14 protein-coding genes are annotated in these 16440 nt (G+C 59.3%); 10 read left to right on the forward strand and 4 right to left on the reverse strand.

The window, feature by feature from the left end:
* Window positions 1-5 precede the first annotated feature (5 nt).
* Both FHT29_RS06595 and FHT29_RS06600 read right to left on the reverse strand, forming a co-directional pair.
* Window positions 6-1280, reverse strand: coding sequence for a polysaccharide biosynthesis/export family protein (locus tag FHT29_RS06595; RefSeq protein ID WP_037192759.1), 1275 nt, complete (start codon window positions 1278-1280; stop codon window positions 6-8).
* Window positions 1281-1366: 86 nt separating this feature from the next.
* A complete protein-coding gene (locus FHT29_RS06600; protein ID WP_037192757.1) occupies window positions 1367-2047 on the reverse strand; it encodes a sugar transferase in 681 nt (226 codons plus the stop codon).
* A gap of 727 nt (window positions 2048-2774) precedes the next feature.
* Between FHT29_RS06600 and FHT29_RS06605 the strand changes: the two genes are divergently transcribed.
* Both FHT29_RS06605 and FHT29_RS06610 read left to right on the forward strand, forming a co-directional pair.
* A complete protein-coding gene (locus tag FHT29_RS06605; RefSeq protein WP_113108847.1) occupies window positions 2775-3065 on the forward strand; it encodes an exopolysaccharide production repressor protein in 291 nt (96 codons plus the stop codon).
* 88 nt (window positions 3066-3153) lie between these two features.
* A complete protein-coding gene (locus tag FHT29_RS06610) occupies window positions 3154-4164 on the forward strand; it encodes a glycosyltransferase family 2 protein (RefSeq protein ID WP_037193280.1) in 1011 nt (336 codons plus the stop codon).
* 13 nt (window positions 4165-4177) lie between these two features.
* Here the strand turns inward: FHT29_RS06610 and FHT29_RS06615 are convergent, their stop codons facing one another.
* The gene (locus FHT29_RS06615; protein WP_037192753.1) at window positions 4178-5122 is read right to left on the reverse strand and encodes a polysaccharide pyruvyl transferase family protein; all 945 of its coding nucleotides are present in this window, start codon (window positions 5120-5122) and stop codon (window positions 4178-4180) included.
* A gap of 87 nt (window positions 5123-5209) precedes the next feature.
* Window positions 5210-6169: a glycosyltransferase family 2 protein gene (locus FHT29_RS06620; protein ID WP_047554461.1), complete on the reverse strand. Its 960-nt coding sequence runs from the start codon at window positions 6167-6169 to the stop codon at window positions 5210-5212.
* A gap of 767 nt (window positions 6170-6936) precedes the next feature.
* On the opposite strand from FHT29_RS06620, the gene FHT29_RS06625 reads away from it, so the two are divergent.
* The 8 genes from FHT29_RS06625 (at window position 6937) to FHT29_RS06660 (ending at window position 16439) form a co-directional block, all read left to right on the forward strand.
* Window positions 6937-8022 (forward strand): acyltransferase, encoded by a 1086-nt coding sequence (locus FHT29_RS06625; protein ID WP_202032808.1) that lies wholly within the window; start codon window positions 6937-6939, stop codon window positions 8020-8022.
* Window positions 8023-8026: 4 nt separating this feature from the next.
* The gene (locus tag FHT29_RS06630) at window positions 8027-8830 is read left to right on the forward strand and encodes a glycoside hydrolase family 16 protein (RefSeq protein ID WP_168599403.1); all 804 of its coding nucleotides are present in this window, start codon (window positions 8027-8029) and stop codon (window positions 8828-8830) included.
* Between the two features lie 106 nt (window positions 8831-8936).
* Window positions 8937-10148, forward strand: coding sequence for a glycosyl transferase family 1 (locus FHT29_RS06635; RefSeq protein WP_168599404.1), 1212 nt, complete (start codon window positions 8937-8939; stop codon window positions 10146-10148).
* A complete protein-coding gene (locus FHT29_RS06640; RefSeq protein WP_168599405.1) occupies window positions 10145-11143 on the forward strand; it encodes a glycosyltransferase family 2 protein in 999 nt (332 codons plus the stop codon). The genes FHT29_RS06635 and FHT29_RS06640 overlap by 4 nt, the downstream gene beginning before the upstream one ends.
* Window positions 11140-12078, forward strand: a complete 939-nt coding sequence (locus tag FHT29_RS06645) for a glycosyltransferase family 2 protein (RefSeq protein WP_047638373.1) — start codon at window positions 11140-11142, stop codon at window positions 12076-12078. Before FHT29_RS06640 ends, FHT29_RS06645 begins: the two co-directional genes overlap by 4 nt.
* Window positions 12075-13100, forward strand: a complete 1026-nt coding sequence (locus tag FHT29_RS06650; RefSeq protein WP_037192741.1) for a glycosyltransferase family 2 protein — start codon at window positions 12075-12077, stop codon at window positions 13098-13100. Before FHT29_RS06645 ends, FHT29_RS06650 begins: the two co-directional genes overlap by 4 nt.
* Window positions 13101-13107: 7 nt before the next feature.
* Window positions 13108-14013 (forward strand): UTP--glucose-1-phosphate uridylyltransferase, encoded by a 906-nt coding sequence (locus FHT29_RS06655; RefSeq protein WP_037192739.1) that lies wholly within the window; start codon window positions 13108-13110, stop codon window positions 14011-14013.
* A gap of 83 nt (window positions 14014-14096) precedes the next feature.
* Complete coding sequence (locus tag FHT29_RS06660; protein WP_168599406.1) at window positions 14097-16439, forward strand: polysaccharide biosynthesis tyrosine autokinase; 2343 nt, start codon at window positions 14097-14099, stop codon at window positions 16437-16439.
* Window position 16440: the final 1 nt, after the last annotated feature.

Below are 16440 nucleotides of genomic sequence, written 5' to 3' on the forward strand. Positions count from 1 at the left end.
TCTCCCTATCGTATTGCAAGACCCGTGCTGACCTTGATGAGGTCACCGGGCAGCACCTGGGTATTCTCCTGGGCCGTAATTTCCTTCGTCTGGCCTTTGTCGTCGCGAATGATCGTATAGGTGATGCTCACGCTTTGCCCGCTGGGATCGAGGTTGCTGGCATCGGCCGACTGGGCGACCGCTTCCTGCATGAGGGACTGGCTGGTGGAAAGTTTCAGCTGCAGCGTTTCCAGCTCCGTGTCGGTGTCCTGCATATCCTTCGCCAGCGAGCTCTGCCAATCGTTATGCAGCGTGTTTTCGTCCTGATTGGCCTTGTTGATGTCCTGCTTGGCCTTCAGCGACGCCGTCTCGGTATCCAGAAGTGTTGCCTCCAGATCGGATGCGCGCTGCTCGGCGGAAATCCGGCGAGACGCAAGTTCCAGCCCCCGTTCGGCAAGGCTTTCGACCTTGTCACGGTCGGCCTTCGCCAGTTCCAGCTGACGGCTCTGCGTATCGTTCTTCTTCGCAAGAGCTTCGACTTCGTTCTGCAAGAGCGTCTTCAGATCTTCCAGGGATTGCAGCTGCGTCTTCATGCGCTGGCTGCGTGTATCCATCAGCGCTTTCTCGCTTGCGAGCAGGGCAGATGCTTGCGGCAATTGCTTGAGTTCTGCGGGGACCTCGATCTCGTCCTTACCGGCCAATTCGGCAAGCAGACGTGCCTTGCGCATCAGCAGGCGTCCGCGCTCGGCCATATAGACGACCGCATCACCCTTGGCGTTGATGAAATCGCGCGCAAAGCGCTGACCTGCATCTGCACGGCGCATGCCGCCGCCGAGGCTCACGGCCTTAAGCACGGTCAGATTGGGCGCAAAGGGAAACTCACCCGGATTTTGGACCTCTCCGGAAAGGTAGATCGGTCGAAACTGCGACATTTCGACGGAGGCCGACGGGCGATCGCGCAGGCCGAACTGCTTCTGCAGGCCGATGCCGATAGCTTCGGCGATCTCGTCCGTCGTCTTGCCCATGGCGGGCATGTCACCGATGAAAGGGATGGAGATCGAGCCGGAAGGGCCGACCGTGTAATCGCCCGAGACGACCGCCCAGTCACGAATGGTGCCCTCGGCGGTCTGCCATTCGGCAACGCGGACATGCAGCTTGTCCATGACGCCCAGGTGATATCCGGGAATATTGTCGGCGTGGGCCGCGGCCGATGCCGCGCAGAGGCAGACGGCGGCGAAAGCTACGCGCCGAAAAGATGTGTTTACGCGAACAAGCCTCTTTAAAGGCCGAAATTCAATCATGCAGGATCTTCCCTGTTATTGGATCGCAGTCCCGCCAAGTGCGGGAATGCCGCAGGAAACCTCCTGCGGGTATCTGCCGGTCGTTTTCAGTAGCTGCCACGAGAAAGGCAGACTGCAGGAATGGTTTTGGCAATGATCATCATGTCGCTGCCGAGCGACCAGTTCTTGACGTAATGCGTGTCGAAGGCGACACGGCTGGCATAGGAGACGTCGTTGCGGCCGCTGACCTGCCAGAGGCCTGTCAGGCCAGGGCGGGATTGCAGATAGTAGATCGCAGCTGTCTCGTAGAGTTCGAGTTCGTCTTCCACGACCGGGCGTGGGCCGACGATACTCATTTCGCCGCGGATGATGTTGATGAGCTGCGGCAGCTCATCGAGGCTGAGCTTGCGCAGCACCGCACCGACAAGGGTTACGCGGGGATCATTCTGCAGCTTGCGGGTGGCACGCCACTCCTCCATCGCTTTCGGATTGGCCTGCAGATATGCCTGCAGCACCTTGTCGCCGTTGACGACCATGGTCCGAAACTTGAGGCAGGGGAAGCTTTTGCCGCTGTGGCCGATACGGCGGTGGCCATAGAAGGCTGGACCGCCATCAGAAAGCTTTACCAGTAGCATCAGCATCAGGAAAAGCGGGCTGATGAGGATCAGAGCAGTTAGAGCGGCAGAGACGTCGAAAATGCGTTTCAGCACTCCACCAGTTGGCGGAAAGACGTCGCTTTCCGCGGCGCTGAAAAAAGCCGGTGTGGCCGATCTCGTCGCAGACTTCATAGAGAAAGCTCCATTTATGTTGGCGATTGGTCGGGAATTCTCGGACGCGTAACTAGAGCTAAGATAGCGGGAGTGTAGGCCGGGATTTTGACTTTTTGCGCCAAACTTTTGTAGCGATATGGTATGGAGGTATGCAATTACCGCTCTAACGATGCGCATGTTTAATTTAGTGATTATTTATGTGCGGCTTATACTGTGCCAAACTCCGTATAACTGCCCTATCGGTAGTTCTCTCGCCCAATCGATCGCTATTTTGCAGAATGTTATAGGTGCGAGGGTTAGTTTGTTCATTGTCAGACGCATGGCTAGCCTCTAAGCGCTCTTGCCTGACCGTCCGCTAACTTGATTCTCCGTAGGGAATATTGCATTGCAGCAATATATTGCGATGCACATGCCGATGCGGGCTATCTCGGGACTTTGTAATAAAAGTTGATTGAATTGTCGGAGAGCCGGCATGATGAAGACGGCCAATTTGTGTCCAAAAGATTGCGGATTGTTGGCCGGTCTTCCCTCGGTTGCATCGAAGAAAAAGAACAAATTCAATTGTAATTATAATCGAGGTGTAGTTTTAACGGGCGCGGGGTTAGGATCGTGTCAATTCGTAACGGATCGTTGACACTTGGTTGAATTTCAATGAATCATAAAATATATTTGGCATTCAGGTCTGATAAGGGAGGAAAGACCTTGATCGCATTTTTTGTAATGTTTGAGCGGGCGAGGTAGCACTATGTATGCGCCGCGCGTTTTCATTAGCATGCTGGGCACGCTGGTCGTCTTTGCTGTCGCGACCTACTTCCTGACGAATTCTCTTTCGACGACACTAATCGAAACGGCGATTTGCGCCGTGCTTCTGCAGATCGGGTATTTCCTGGGCGTGCTCTATCTTGTTTGGAAAGAGCGCAGGGAGCGCGATGCGCTGTTGAACAGTGACAAGGTGGCGATGCCGGTTGCGGAGGATACCAAGGTCGGCGGCCTGCCGGCACCCAGCCTCAATCGGTCCGAGCCGTTCAATCCCTGACACCGGGATATCAGATATCTTTTGGCGACCGAACGGTTGTCGGATCGCAGCCATGTCCTAAGTCTTCGGCAGAACCATGGAGACTGATGTGACTGACAGTGCCGGAAAAAGCGTCTGTGTAATCATCGCGGCAAAGAATGCTGGCGACACTATTGGCTTGGCCGTCGCGTCGGCGCTTCGAGAGCCCGAGGTGGCCGAAGTCGTCGTCATTGACGACGGTTCGACTGACGGTACCGCTGCAGCGGCCAGCAAGGCCGATGACGGCAGCGGCAGACTGATGATTTGCGAATTCGAGAAGAATCGCGGTCCGGCGGCAGCGCGCAATCATGCCATCGAGGTCTCGCGCGCCCCGCTGATCAGCATCCTCGATGCGGATGATTTCTTCTTCCCCGGACGCTTCAAGTCGCTGCTTGCCGCGGATGACTGGGACTTCGTTGCCGACAACATCGCTTTCGTCAATGCCGATGGGGTTTCGGATGCCTATACCAGGCTCGATCATTTCGATGCGAAGCCACGCTTTCTCGATCTCGTTGCCTTCGTCGAGGGCAATATCTCCAAGCGGGGCGTCCGCCGCGGTGAGATCGGCTTTCTGAAGCCGCTCATGCGCCGCTCCTTTCTGGATGCTCACGGCTTGCGGTACAATGAAACGCTGCGCCTGGGCGAGGATTACGATCTCTATGCGCGCGCGCTCGCCAGTGCGGCGCGCTACAAGATCATTCATAGTTGCGGTTATGGCGCAGTCGTGCGCAGCGATTCCCTGAGCGGTCGGCACAGGACCGAGGATTTGCGGCGGCTCTACGAGGCCGATCGGGCGATTCTGGCAAAAGGCGGCCTCTCGCCGGTCGACGCAGACGCGCTCCGCCGCCATGAGCGCCATATTCGCGACCGCTACGAACTGCGGCACTTCCTCGACATCAAATCGCAATCGGGCCTGGGTGCCGCGGCCTCCTACGCGCTTCGCCATCCCTTCGCCGTTCCGGCCATAGCGGGCGGAATCCTCGCCGATAAAACCGAGCGCTTCCGCAAGGGTGGCGGTGCGCCGATCGCCCATTCGGGAGCGAACGGCCTGCGTTATCTTTTGCAGGCCGCTCCGGAATAGGGATCCACCAGATTTACAGGTAGTCGCGCCGCACGCCTTCGATCACGTCCAGCAGGCGCTCCTTGCAGGAGGCGAGCGCGCTATCCTTGCTCAGCTGTGGCTTTGCCTTGCTCGCCTGCCACAGCGCGAGCGCCGAAGGCATGGCAAGCGCCTGCTTGGCCATTACCCGAAGCGGGGTCTGTTCAGGGTCGGCAAGCAGCACGGTTCCCCCGTACCGCTGCTTTTCAAGCTCGGCTGCCGCCTGTTGATCGCGCTCGAAACCGACGCCCCAGAAGCGGGCGCCCTTGGCGATCGCCTCGGCCCGGGTGGAGACCGGAATGTGCTTCGGCGCATAGGTGACCCCGAGGGAGCGCGCCCAGTCGTTCCATTTGAAGCTGTTGATCGAGCGCGACGAGCTGACCGCGATCCACGGCACGCGGAAGGCATCGGCAAGGATTGCGCCATGCATGGACTCCGCGACGATCAGTTCGGATGTCGCAAGCTCGCGGATCACGGCTTTGGCCTCGCCGCGGGGATCGAGATAGGAAAGGCCGACCGTCTTGCAGATATCAGGCCAGAGACCGGCGGCGGCCGACTCCCAATGGGGTATGAAAGTGCGCTTGCCTGATTTCGGCAAGTTCTGAAATTCCGGCATCTCGGTGACGAGCACGGCCGGATCGACAATGCCCATTTCAACCGGTAGGCCGACTTTCTGCGCCGTCAGCGGGCCGCGCACACTGCGGATATCCCATTTTGACTTGTCGCTCGTATCGGGAAGCGAACCGTAGCCAAAGCCGCTGCCGATGACGAGCTTGTGGCCGTCGGTCGGCAATATCTCCGTATTGAGAACGGTACCGACACCGACCAGCAATGTTTCTTCATGAACGTCGCGGAGGCCGGGAAGTAGAAAATCCCAGAGCCAGAGATTGAGATCGTCACCGAAATTGCCATGGGTAGATTCCCAGTGGAACGGCTTCATGCAGGACTCCTTGCTGATCCAAACGATAGCGGGGCATGCCATGGCTCTTTCAATGCGGCATGCGCAGCTCATGCTGCGCTGCAAAATCTAGGGCGCGAGCTTGCCCACGGCAAGCTTCATCGCGCTTTGTAAAATGACAGGGTCGCGCAAGGCCCATTTCGCCAGCAGTCCGAATTGCGGCATTTGCCGCCGCTTGACCTGTCGCGCCTGGCTCCAGAGCGCCTGGCGGCGGGCACGATTCTTGTAGTGCCGAATGGTGGCGACGTCCTGCGGCCGGCGCGAAAATCTCTGCTCAAGCGTATTGAGCGCCGTCCACGTGTTGAACTGCTGACGCAAGAACTGCGGTGAATCATTGTCGATGCTGTGGAAGATGTTCACGCCCTCGCCGCGCAGCGCACCGGCCTGCTCGCACAACAACACGCGCTTGGCCGCCAGAACGCAGTCGCAAAAGAAAAGAACGTCTTCAGCTGCCAGCCGCAACGTGGGTTCAAAGCGGATTTTCTCAAAGAGGGGGCGCCCGATTACCATGCATGACATGTGCAGAAAGCTCCAGTCCTGTAACATGACGCTGGCGATATCGGGGATCTCGATCACCGAGGGCCTTTCGGAGAGCCGCACGCTCCTAGCCGATTTGGCGAGTTCCGCGATACCGAAATGGTAGGAAAATTCGTCGCCTCCGTCGATGGAATCCCAGTAGCAATCGGCATCGTGCCGCGTCAGCGTCTCGAATGCATTGTGCAGGTGATCCGGCGCCCATTCATCGTCGGAATCCAGAAATGCCACGAACCGGCTTTCGACCGGCACATTGTCGAGACCGGTGTTGCGCGCCCCGCCCGGGCCGGCATTTGCCTGGCGTATCACCTTGATGCGCGCCCGCTCTTCACTGCTCAGCGATTGCAGATCGCCTTCTACGGCAAGCGGTGATTCATCGTCGACGATGAGAATATCGAAATCCTGAAACGTCTGCCGAGATATCGACCTCAAAGCGCGTTGCAGAACACCCGTCTGCTTCTGATAGAACGGAATAACAATCGTTATTGACGCCATTTTCCCGCCTTTACGGTTTTCAATCCAAGAGTTTTCGGCTCATCCCCGGGGACGTAACCATCGGCTTTTCGGCTGTCTCCATTCACCATTCATGGGCAGTTTGCCCGGTGATGAATGCTGCCATGCTGCCAACAGGTAGCGTTAATTCGATGAGGAGCAATGTCAAAGACGGCGTTTTATCGAAGATTGTCCTCGGATAGTGTGAAGCGCGTGATAGACGCCTCCTGTCGAACGACGGTGAAAGCCGCACGATCCGAGAATGATTGTGGTCAAGCTCCCAGGCGGTATCGGCGCCGCAAGCTTGGTAAAACTACAGCTATAAGGGGAGTGCGCCTGCACGACTTTCCCATCATGATTGAAACGTTGTCGTATTTTGGTCATGCTTCATCTCGAAATCCTACCGCAATGCAAAAAATCTTCACCTTCCGGCAAAAAAATCGAGTCCGCGCAAAGGGCGTGTCGCGCGTCGCGGCCAAAATATTTAAATTTGCTTTAATACCCTTGGTTCCATAGGTTTTCCGGCATCTAAATCGTTTGTTTCGATCTTTTGCGTGGTTTGGAACCTTGGCGTAGCGACCCAGTCAAACGTCGCTTGACCCTCATTTTTGCTGCAGTGCCATATTCCCTTTCCCAAGAGCGCCCTAGGTTATCGTCTGCGGGCTCTGCTCGACTCTGATTGAAATGGCTGCGAGGGGGGAAGCGGCCCGAAAAAAAGGGTGACAGACATCGTGAACGTGACTGCCAACGTGTCTTCGCGGATAAACCTCATGCGGATTGTGCTCATCTCGGGCATCATATTTGTTCATATTCCATTCGATGCGGATAGTAGCCCGTTCAGCGACGCCTACGGTTTGTTTGACTGGGTTCGGGTTTTTTTGCGCGAGAGTCTGTTTCGTGTCGGCGTTCCCTGCCTCAGCGTTATCTCAGGCTATCTGTTGTTCCGTCATGGAGCGGCGTCATTGGACTACGGCAAGACCATCCGGCGCAAGGCGAAGACGATCCTCCTGCCATTCGCCTTGTGGAACTGCGCTTTCTTTCTGTTCGTCCTAGTCTTGCAGAGCTACGGTATCGGCGACGGCTATCTGCCTGATCTGTCGGGCGCCAACCTGCACACGCTTTCCACGCTTCTGTTCGCGATCGACGGCACGCCGATCAATCTGCCGCTCTATTTCCTGCGTGATCTGTTCGTCTGCATCCTGCTGTCGCCGCTGCTGGCTTTCCTCATCCGCCGCGCGCCGCTGGCAACACTGGCATTCCTGTTGCTGCTCGCGGTATTGCCGGTGCCGATCGGTATCGTACTCCGGAATTCCGTTCTCTTCAGCTTCGCCTTCGGCATCTATCTCAGCCTGTATCGCGTCGACGTCACGGTCACGGACCGCTATGCCGGCCTGATCGGTCCCGCCTTCATTGCGCTTGCAGCCCTCCTGGCAACCGCCGCCTACATGACAGGTCCCGGGTTGCCGCTATGGCTCGAGGTCAGTCGCAATCTGATGGTGCTCGTCGGCATTCCGGGCTTCTGGGCACTGTCGGCGATCTTGATACGCAGCCGGATCGGACGAGGATTGGCAGAAACCGGCGGATTGAGCTTCTGGATCTTCTGCGCCCATTACCCGCTGCTGTTCTGCCTCTGGGTCCTGTGGAACCGCGGCGGCAGCGAACTCTATCCGATTTTCTACCTCATGGCAGCGCTCCTTGCTTTGCTGCTGCTGCCCCTGACCAACGGTATGGCGCGTCACGCCCTGCCGTCCTTCTACAATCTGCTGACCGGCAGCCGGACAAGGCCGCAGGCCGAACTCCGTATGGCCGGAAACCGTGCCGCCGAAGACCGGCGGGTGCGTTGCGAGCAAAGGTGATGCTATGATGACATCGACAAACCACGCACGAAAACTGGGCCTCGTTTCCCTCGCTCTCCTGGGCGCCTGCTTCATTCCGCAGGCTGCGTCCGCACAGGACGATCAGCCGACGGGCGGCTCTTTCGTCGATAATTTCGAGCGCCTCGACACCAGCCGCTGGTATGTCTCCGACGGCTGGAACAACGGGCCGCACCAGAACTGTACCTGGTCGCGAAAGCAGGTTGGTATCAAGGACGGAGCGCTGCAATTGCAGTTCATCCAGTCGAAGACAGGCGAGCGCAATTACGCCTGCGGCGAAATCCAGACGACCAAGCGCTATGGCTACGGCACCTATGAGGCGCGCTACCGCACCGCGACCGGCTCTGGCCTGAACTCGGCCTTCTTCACCTATATCGGCCCGACCGACAAGAAGCCGCATGACGAGATCGATTTCGAAGTGCTCGGCAAGAATGCCGGGCAGGTGCAGGTCAACCAATATATCTCCGCCAAGGGTGGCAATGAGAAATTGGTCCCGGTCGTCGGTGGTGCTGACCAGGGTTTCAACGACTACGCGTTCGTCTGGGAGAAGGACCGCCTGCGTTACTATGTGAACGGCAAGCTCGTTCAGGAGGTGACCGATCCTTCGAAGATACCGACGAACGCGCAGAAAATCTTCTTCAGCCTTTGGGGCACGGACACGCTGAGCGGCTGGATGGGCAAGTTCGCCTATAGCGGCCAGCCGGCAACCATGCAGGTCAAGCGCGTTGCCTTCACCGCGTCAGGAGAAAAATGCCTGTTTCCGGAATCGATCACCTGCAAGCTCGACTGAACCATGCCGTCCGCCAAGCGCATTCTGCGGCCGGTGAAGATGCCATGATGCAACACCAACCATACCAGGCGCCCGGTTTCGACCGGGCGCGAAAGCGGAAATCTTGATGCTGCATATTCTTTATTTCGTCCACGATCTTGCCGATCCTGCCGTGCGCAGGCGGGTCCTGATGCTGCAGGCTGGCGGGGCTCTGGTGACGCTCGCGGGCTTCCGGCGCGACGATAATGCGCTCGCCGCCATCGATGGCATCAAGCCGATCGAGCTCGGTCGCACGCGTGACGCACAGTTTGCGCAACGTATCGCGGCCATCGCCAAATCGGCATTCAAGTTGCGCCACGCGTTGCGTTCGGTTCCAAGGCCGGATGTCATCATCGGCCGCAACCTTGAAATGCTGGCTTTGGCCAATCGCGCCAAGTCCGTTTTCGGAGGCGACATGCCTGTTGTCTACGAATCCCTAGATATTCACCGGCTCCTGCTTCGAGATGATGTGCTGGGTGGTACGCTCCGTGGTGCCGAGCGCCGTCTCGGCGCGCAAGCAGCGCTGCTCATCACAAGTTCGCCGGCCTTCGTCGAGCGCTATTTCAAGCCGCGTTCCGGCTTGCATCTGCCAATCATGCTGCTCGAAAACAAGGTGTTGGCGCTCGAGGTTGCCGCGGCGAGCAATGTTGCGCCGGCCGCGCGGGTGCCTGCCCGCGGCGAGCCCTGGAAGATCGGTTGGTTCGGTGCGCTTCGTTGCCGCAAGTCGCTGACATTGCTGGATCAATTCTCGCGCCGGATGGAAGGGCGTTTCGAGATCGTGCTGCGCGGCCGGCCGGCCTATTCGGAGTTCGACGATTTCGACGGCATCGTGCGCGACGCGCCCTTCATGCATTTCGGCGGCGCCTACAAGAACCCTGAGGATCTTTCCGCGATCTATCACGACGTCCAATTCTCCTGGGCCATCGATTTCTTCGAAGAGGGTCTGAACTCCAGCTGGCTCCTGCCCAACCGCCTTTATGAGGGTGGTCTCTACGGCGCCGTCCCCATCGCCATGGATGGCACCGAGACGGCAAGGTTCCTGGCCGGCCGGAAGATCGGGCTCACGCTCGACAAAGCCGACGCCGCCCATCTTGCCACCCTTCTGGGCGACTTGGATGAACAACGCTATCTCGCCGCTTTCGACGCCGTGGCAGCCCAGGATCGCAAGCAATGGATGATCGATCGCGCCGACTGTCAGGGGCTGGTGCTCCGGCTGGCATCCCTGACGCGTGCCAATGAACAGATCACCGAACTACAGGCCCTCCCGCAACTGAATCGCAATAGAGGTGGATTGCAATGACGACCGTAAGTCCCATGGATATGCGTTGCCTGATCGTTATTCCTTGCCTCAACGAGGAGAAGCATATCGAGCCGCTGATCGGCAAGCTCGGCCGTGCTCTCGATGAGCTCGACGCCAGGATCGTCGTCGCCGATGGCGGCAGCACGGATCGCACGCGTGACATCGTCAGGGAGATCGCCGCCAACGATCCGCGCGTCCTCCTGCTCGACAACCCTAAGCGGCTGCAGAGCGCCGCCATCAATCTCGCCATCGAGACCTTGGGCGACGGCTATGAGTTCTTCATTCGCATCGATGCCCATGGCGATTATCCGGTCGATTATTGCCAGACGCTGGTGCGGGAAGCCGTCGCGACCGGCGCGGATTCCGTCGTCGTCGCCATGCGCACCATGGGCTTCAGCGCGTTTCAGAAGGCAACGGCGGTGGCGCAGAATTCCAAACTCGGCAATGGCGGTTCGAAACATCGCGAAGGAGCCAAGGGGCACTGGGCAGAGCACGGGCACCATGCGCTGATGCGCGTCGCAGCCTTCCGCGCCACCGGCGGCTATGACGAGACCTTCAGCCACAATGAGGATGCCGAGCTCGACTACAGGCTGCACAAGGCCGGTTTCCGCATCTGGCTCACCGACAAGACCGCCATGACCTATTATCCGCGCTCCAGTGTCCCGACGCTTTTCCGGCAGTATCTCGGTTATGGGCGCGGCCGTGCCCGTAATATCCTCAAGCATCGCAGCGTGCCGAGCTTGCGCCAGATGCTGCCGCTTGCCGTGGTGCCGATTTTCATCGGTGCTTTCCTGGCGATCATCAACTGGATCGCGGTCATTCCGATCAGTCTTTGGGCTGTCGCCTGCATCGCCTACGGCTTCTGGATCGCGCTCGGCGAGAAGAACCCCTATGGACCGCTTGCCGCCATCTCGGCCATGGTCATGCATTTCGCCTGGTCGATGGGCTTTTGGATGGAAGTCTTCAGCTTTCGCAATCGCAGGGTCGCGGCATGACGCAAACCCACCGTCGCACCACAAAGATTGACGTTGCCGTCTGCACCTACCGCCGTGCCGAGTTGGATCAGACGCTGCTATCGCTTGCCGTGCTTACCATTCCTGCCGGCGTGCAGGTCCGCGTCATCGTTGCCGACAACGATGTGACGCCAAGCGCCCGCGACCGTGTCGATGCCATGCGTTCAGCCATTTCCTTTGAAATCGCCTATGTGCATTGCCCGGCCTCGAACATTTCCATCGCCCGCAATGCCTGCCTCGACCATGCGACCGGCGATTTCGTCGCCTTCATCGATGACGATGAGACGGCCTCGCAGGACTGGCTGGCGGAATTGCTCGCCATAGCCGACACGACCGGCGCCGATGCCGTTCTCGGTCCCGTCAAGGCTGTCTATGCGAATGTCGCTCCTGCCTGGATGCAGCGCGGCGATTTTCATTCGACCTTGCCGGTCTGGGTCGCGGATGAGATCCGCACCGGTTATACCTGCAACGTCCTGTTGCGCCGCAGCGCGCCTTCGCTTGCCGGTCGCCGGTTCAATATAGCGCTCGGCCGCAGCGGCGGCGAGGACACCGAATTCTTTGCCCATATGCACGACGCGGGCGGCCGGATCGCCTTTGCCGAGGATGCCCTGGTCTACGAACCCGTCCCCAATGGACGCGCAACGGTTTCCTGGCTTGCCAAGCGCCGGTTCCGCATGGGCCAGACGCATGGGCGCATGCTGCTGGAAGCCGCAACCGGCCTGGGCCGCTGGCGCGCGATTGCGCTTGCCGGGACCAAATCCGCCTATTGCTTTGTTGCCGCCGCGCTGCTCGCCGCCTCTCCCGTCAAGCGGCATCGCTATGGCCTGCGCGGCATCATGCACGCCGGCGTGGTCAGCGGCCTCTTCGGGGTTCGTGAAATCGAGCAATACGGAAACCTGGAGAAAGCACCGCAATGACGGATTTCATCCCCGATGTCAGCTTCGTCATCGCTGCCTATAATGCGGAGGACACGCTTGCGCGTGCCATCGACAGCGCCTTGGCCCAAGGTGCTGTCAGCATGGAGGTCATCGTCGTCGATGACTGCTCGACCGACGGCACACGCGAGATTGCCGGCAATCATGCCGATCCGCGCGTTCGCCTCGTTGCCATGGCCCGCAACGGTGGTCCGGCCGCGGCCCGTAATGCCGGTCTCGACGCCGCTCGTGGTCGCTGGGTGGCCGTGCTCGATTCAGACGACGCGTTGCGCCCGGATCGTATGGCGCGCCTGATTGCGCGAGCCGAAAAGGCGGAGGCGCAGATCGTTGTCGACAATCTCGACGTCGTTCGCGAGGATGTCGGCACGATCACTCCCATGTTTCCAGAAGCGGCGCTGGCGCGTCTGCCGGTGCTGACGCTGGCGAAGTTCATCGCCTCGAACATGATTTTCCGGTCCGAACATAATTTCGGCTATATGAAGCCGGTCTTCGAACGCGCCTTTCTCGAGAAGCATCGCCTGCGCTTCGACGAGACGCTTAGGATCGGCGAGGATTACATCTTCCTTGCCTCCGCACTTGCCAGAGGCGGTGTCTGCGCGGTCGAGCCGACGGTCGGCTATCTCTATTACATTCGAGACGGATCGATCTCGCGGGTTCTGAAGAGAGAACATGTCGAGGCCATGCTGGCCGCAGATACCAAGTTCTTCGCCGAGCATTCTTTCGGCTCCGCCGCTCTTGCCGCCCAACGGCAGCGGACGCGCAACCTGAAGGATATTCTAGCCTTCCTGATGCTGGTCGACAGCATCAAGGAGCGCGAACTGCCGAGTGTGCTCAAAATCGCGTGCCGCAATCCACGCGCGGTCCGTCACCTGAGCATGCCGATTGCAGTCCGCTTCCGCCGTCTGGCCGCCTTCCTGCGCGGCGGCCGCCAGTCTGCGCCCACCTCTCAACTCTCCTCGCCCCTGCCCAATATGGGCGCAGGCCCTCACTCTAACAAAGGATGATAGAGCCATGGACCCCAAGCATCGTGTGAGAAAAGCAGTCATTCCGGTTGCCGGCAACGGAACCCGGTTCCTGCCTGCCACCAAGGCAATGCCGAAGGAAATGCTGACGATCGTCGATCGTCCGGTCGTGCAATATGCCGTCGACGAGGCTATCGAAGCCGGCATCGAGCACATCGTCTTCGTCACAAGCCGTAACAAATCGGCGATCGAAGATCATTTCGACGACACGCCGGAGCTGATTTCCTCGCTGCGGCTGGCCGGCAAGAGCCATCAGGTGAGTGAACTCGAGCGCCTCTTGCCGCGGCCGGGCTCGGTCAGCTTCACCCGCCAGCAGGCTCCGCTTGGCCTTGGTCACGCCGTCTGGTGCGCGCGCGACCTGATCGGCAACGAGCCATTCGCGCTGCTTTTGCCCGATATGCTCTGCTACGGCATGCGCGGCTGCATGGCCGGCCTGATGGATCTCTACAACGAGGTCGGCGGCAATATCGTCGCTGTCGAGGAATGCGCGCCGGAGGAGACCTCGAAATACGGTATCATCGGCAAGGGAGTGGCCGTCCGGCACGGCTTCGCCGTGACCAAGATGGTCGAAAAGCCGCATCCTTCGGAAGCGCCTTCAAACTTTTACCTTAATGGTCGGTATATTCTTCAGCCTGAAATCTTCGATATTCTGGCCCGTCAGGAACGCGGCGCCGGCAATGAAATCCAGCTGACCGATGGCATGCTGCGCCTCTCCGAGACGCAATCCTTCCATGCCCAGGTCTATAACGGACGCACATTCGACTGTGGATCCAAGCATGGCTTCATCGAAGCGAACGTCGCATTTGCGCTCGCTCGCGCCGATATCGGCAGCTTGGTCTATGATTCAATCCGCAACCTGGTCGTCTCGCACGAAGCGCAGATGACCGCCGCTTAAGCCTGTTCACGTTCTGGCCCGTGGTCGACACGACTGCGGGCCATAGCCATATTCATTCAGGCCTCTCCGACAAGGTGGTCGCCATGTATCAGAAGAACTTCACTTTCCAAAGCGCTCTTCCCCAGGGTGAAGCGCAGGACAGTTTCATTGATCTCGATCGGCTGATGGCGATCGTGACACGTCGCATCCGCACCATCATCTTCGCCATGGCTGCTTTTGTCATTCTGGCCGTTGCCTATCTGCTGATCGCCACGCCCAGCTACACGTCGATGACACAGATATTGCTCGACGAAAGCATGACGAAATATGCGGAGGATCAGCCGCCGGCTGCCAGCAGCCAGCAGGCGGACATGGAGATTGCCAGCGCGGTCGAAATCCTGAAATCGAACGAGATGGCTTTGCGCGTCGTCGACACGGCCGATCTTGCCAATAATAACACCCTGCTCAATCCGCCGCAGTCGCCGGCTGCCCTGCTCAAATCGGGTGTGGGGCTGATTGTCGGCATATTCACGCCGGGGCGTCCGCCGATGACGCCGGAAGAGATGCGGGAGGCGCAGCGCCAAAAGGTCGCCGCCGTATTGCAGGATGGCCTCAAGGTGGAGCGCGTCACGCGAAGCTCGGTCGTCGCCGTGTCCTTCAATTCGACCGACAAGCTGTTGGCCGCAAAGGTCACGCGTGCCTATGCCGACGCCTATCTGACCGACCAGTTGAACGCCAATTTCGACGCGACCGAACGCGCTTCCGTCTGGCTGCAGGAACGCTTGAACGATCTGCGCCAGCGCGCGCAGGAGGCTTCGCTCGAAGTCGAGAAATATAAGGCGGACAACGGCCTGACTTCGACCGGCGGCGAGCTGATGTCGGAACAGCAGATTTCCGATCTCAACAAGCAGCTGATCATTGCCCAGGCCGATACGGCCAGCGCATCGGCGCGCTACAATCAATATAAGTCGATTATCGACCAGGGGCCGGACAATGCGGTCAAGAACGCCACCATCTCGTCCAGCCAGACCGACAACTCGGTCCTGCAGGACCTGAAGACGCGTTACCTCGCGGTCGAAAAGCGAGAGCAGGATGTCACGCAGAATTACGGTGCCGAACATCCTCAGGCCGTTGCGCTGAGGGCTGAGCGACAGGACATCACCCGGCAGATCTATCAGGAGCTTCAGCAGCTCACGGCCAGCTACAAGAACGAGCTCGATGTCGCGCAGTCGCGTTCGGCGTCGCTCCGCGAAAGCATCGAGGGTGTGGTCGGCAAGAATTCGGAAGCCAATAGATCGCTGGTGCATCTCAACGAGCTAAACCAGAAGGCGACGGCGCTGAAGACGCTCTATGAATCCTATCTCGGCCGTTTCGAGGCGGCGTCGCAGCAGCGATCCTTCCCGATCGCCAAGGCGCGCGTCATCTCGCTCGCCGGCGTCCCGACTGCACCGTCGAGCCCGAAGAAGACGCTGGTGATAGCGCTTTCGGTGATCCTCGGCCTGATGGCCGGCGCCGGTCTCGCCGCCTTCCAGGAATTCCGCGATCGCTTTTTCCGCGTCGAAGCCGATGTGCGCTCCGCTCTCGGCTTGAAATTCCTCGGCTACCTGCCGCTGCTCGGCCAGCAGAGCACCGGTAAGAAGAGACGGCGCAAGGGCATTATCGGGTCTGACCCGACAACCGCTGAAGATGTCGAGCCTGGTGTCGCCTTTGAACGGATCATGCGTGTTTCGGTCGAAGCACCGCGGTCGATCTTCGCCGAGACCCTGCGAAACGCCAAGCTCGCCAGCGACGTCATGCTGCAGGGCCGCCCCGACCGCGTCATCGGCGTCGTATCGGCACTGCCGGGCGAGGGCAAATCGACGACGGCAGCCAATTTCGCCGCCCTCTTGGCCAGCAGCGGCAAACGTACGCTGCTGATCGATGCCGACTTGCGCAATCCCGGCTTGAGCCGGACGCTGAAATCGCCGCCGCAGGCCGGGCTCATCGAGGCCGTGCTCGGTGAGGTGCCCTGGACGAATGTCGTCAAGGTCGATCCGCGCACCAAGCTTGCCATCCTGCCGGTCGTCGTGCGCGATCACCTGTTGCACACCAGCGAGCTTCTATCGTCGCAGGGCATGCAGCATCTCATGGAACATGCGCGCAAGATGTTCGATTATATCGTCGTCGATCTTGCGCCGCTTGGACCTGTCATCGACGCCAAGGCTTTTGCGCCGCAGGTCGATGCCTTCATACTCGTGACGGAATGGGGTGCGACGCCAACCAACCTGGTGCGCGATGTTCTGGAGCAGGAGCCCCAGATCAACTCGCGCATTCTCGGCGTTATCCTGAATAAGACCGACATGTCGGAACTGCCGCGCTATAGCGATTTCGGCGGAACGGAACGCTACCGACAGAAATATGTAAGCTACTACACCGAAGCGCAGCCACCCGCTCAGGTGGATGCGTAAC

The organism is Rhizobium sp. SG741 (genome assembly GCF_012275435.1).
GTDB classification, from domain to species: Bacteria; Pseudomonadota; Alphaproteobacteria; order Rhizobiales; family Rhizobiaceae; genus Rhizobium; species Rhizobium lusitanum.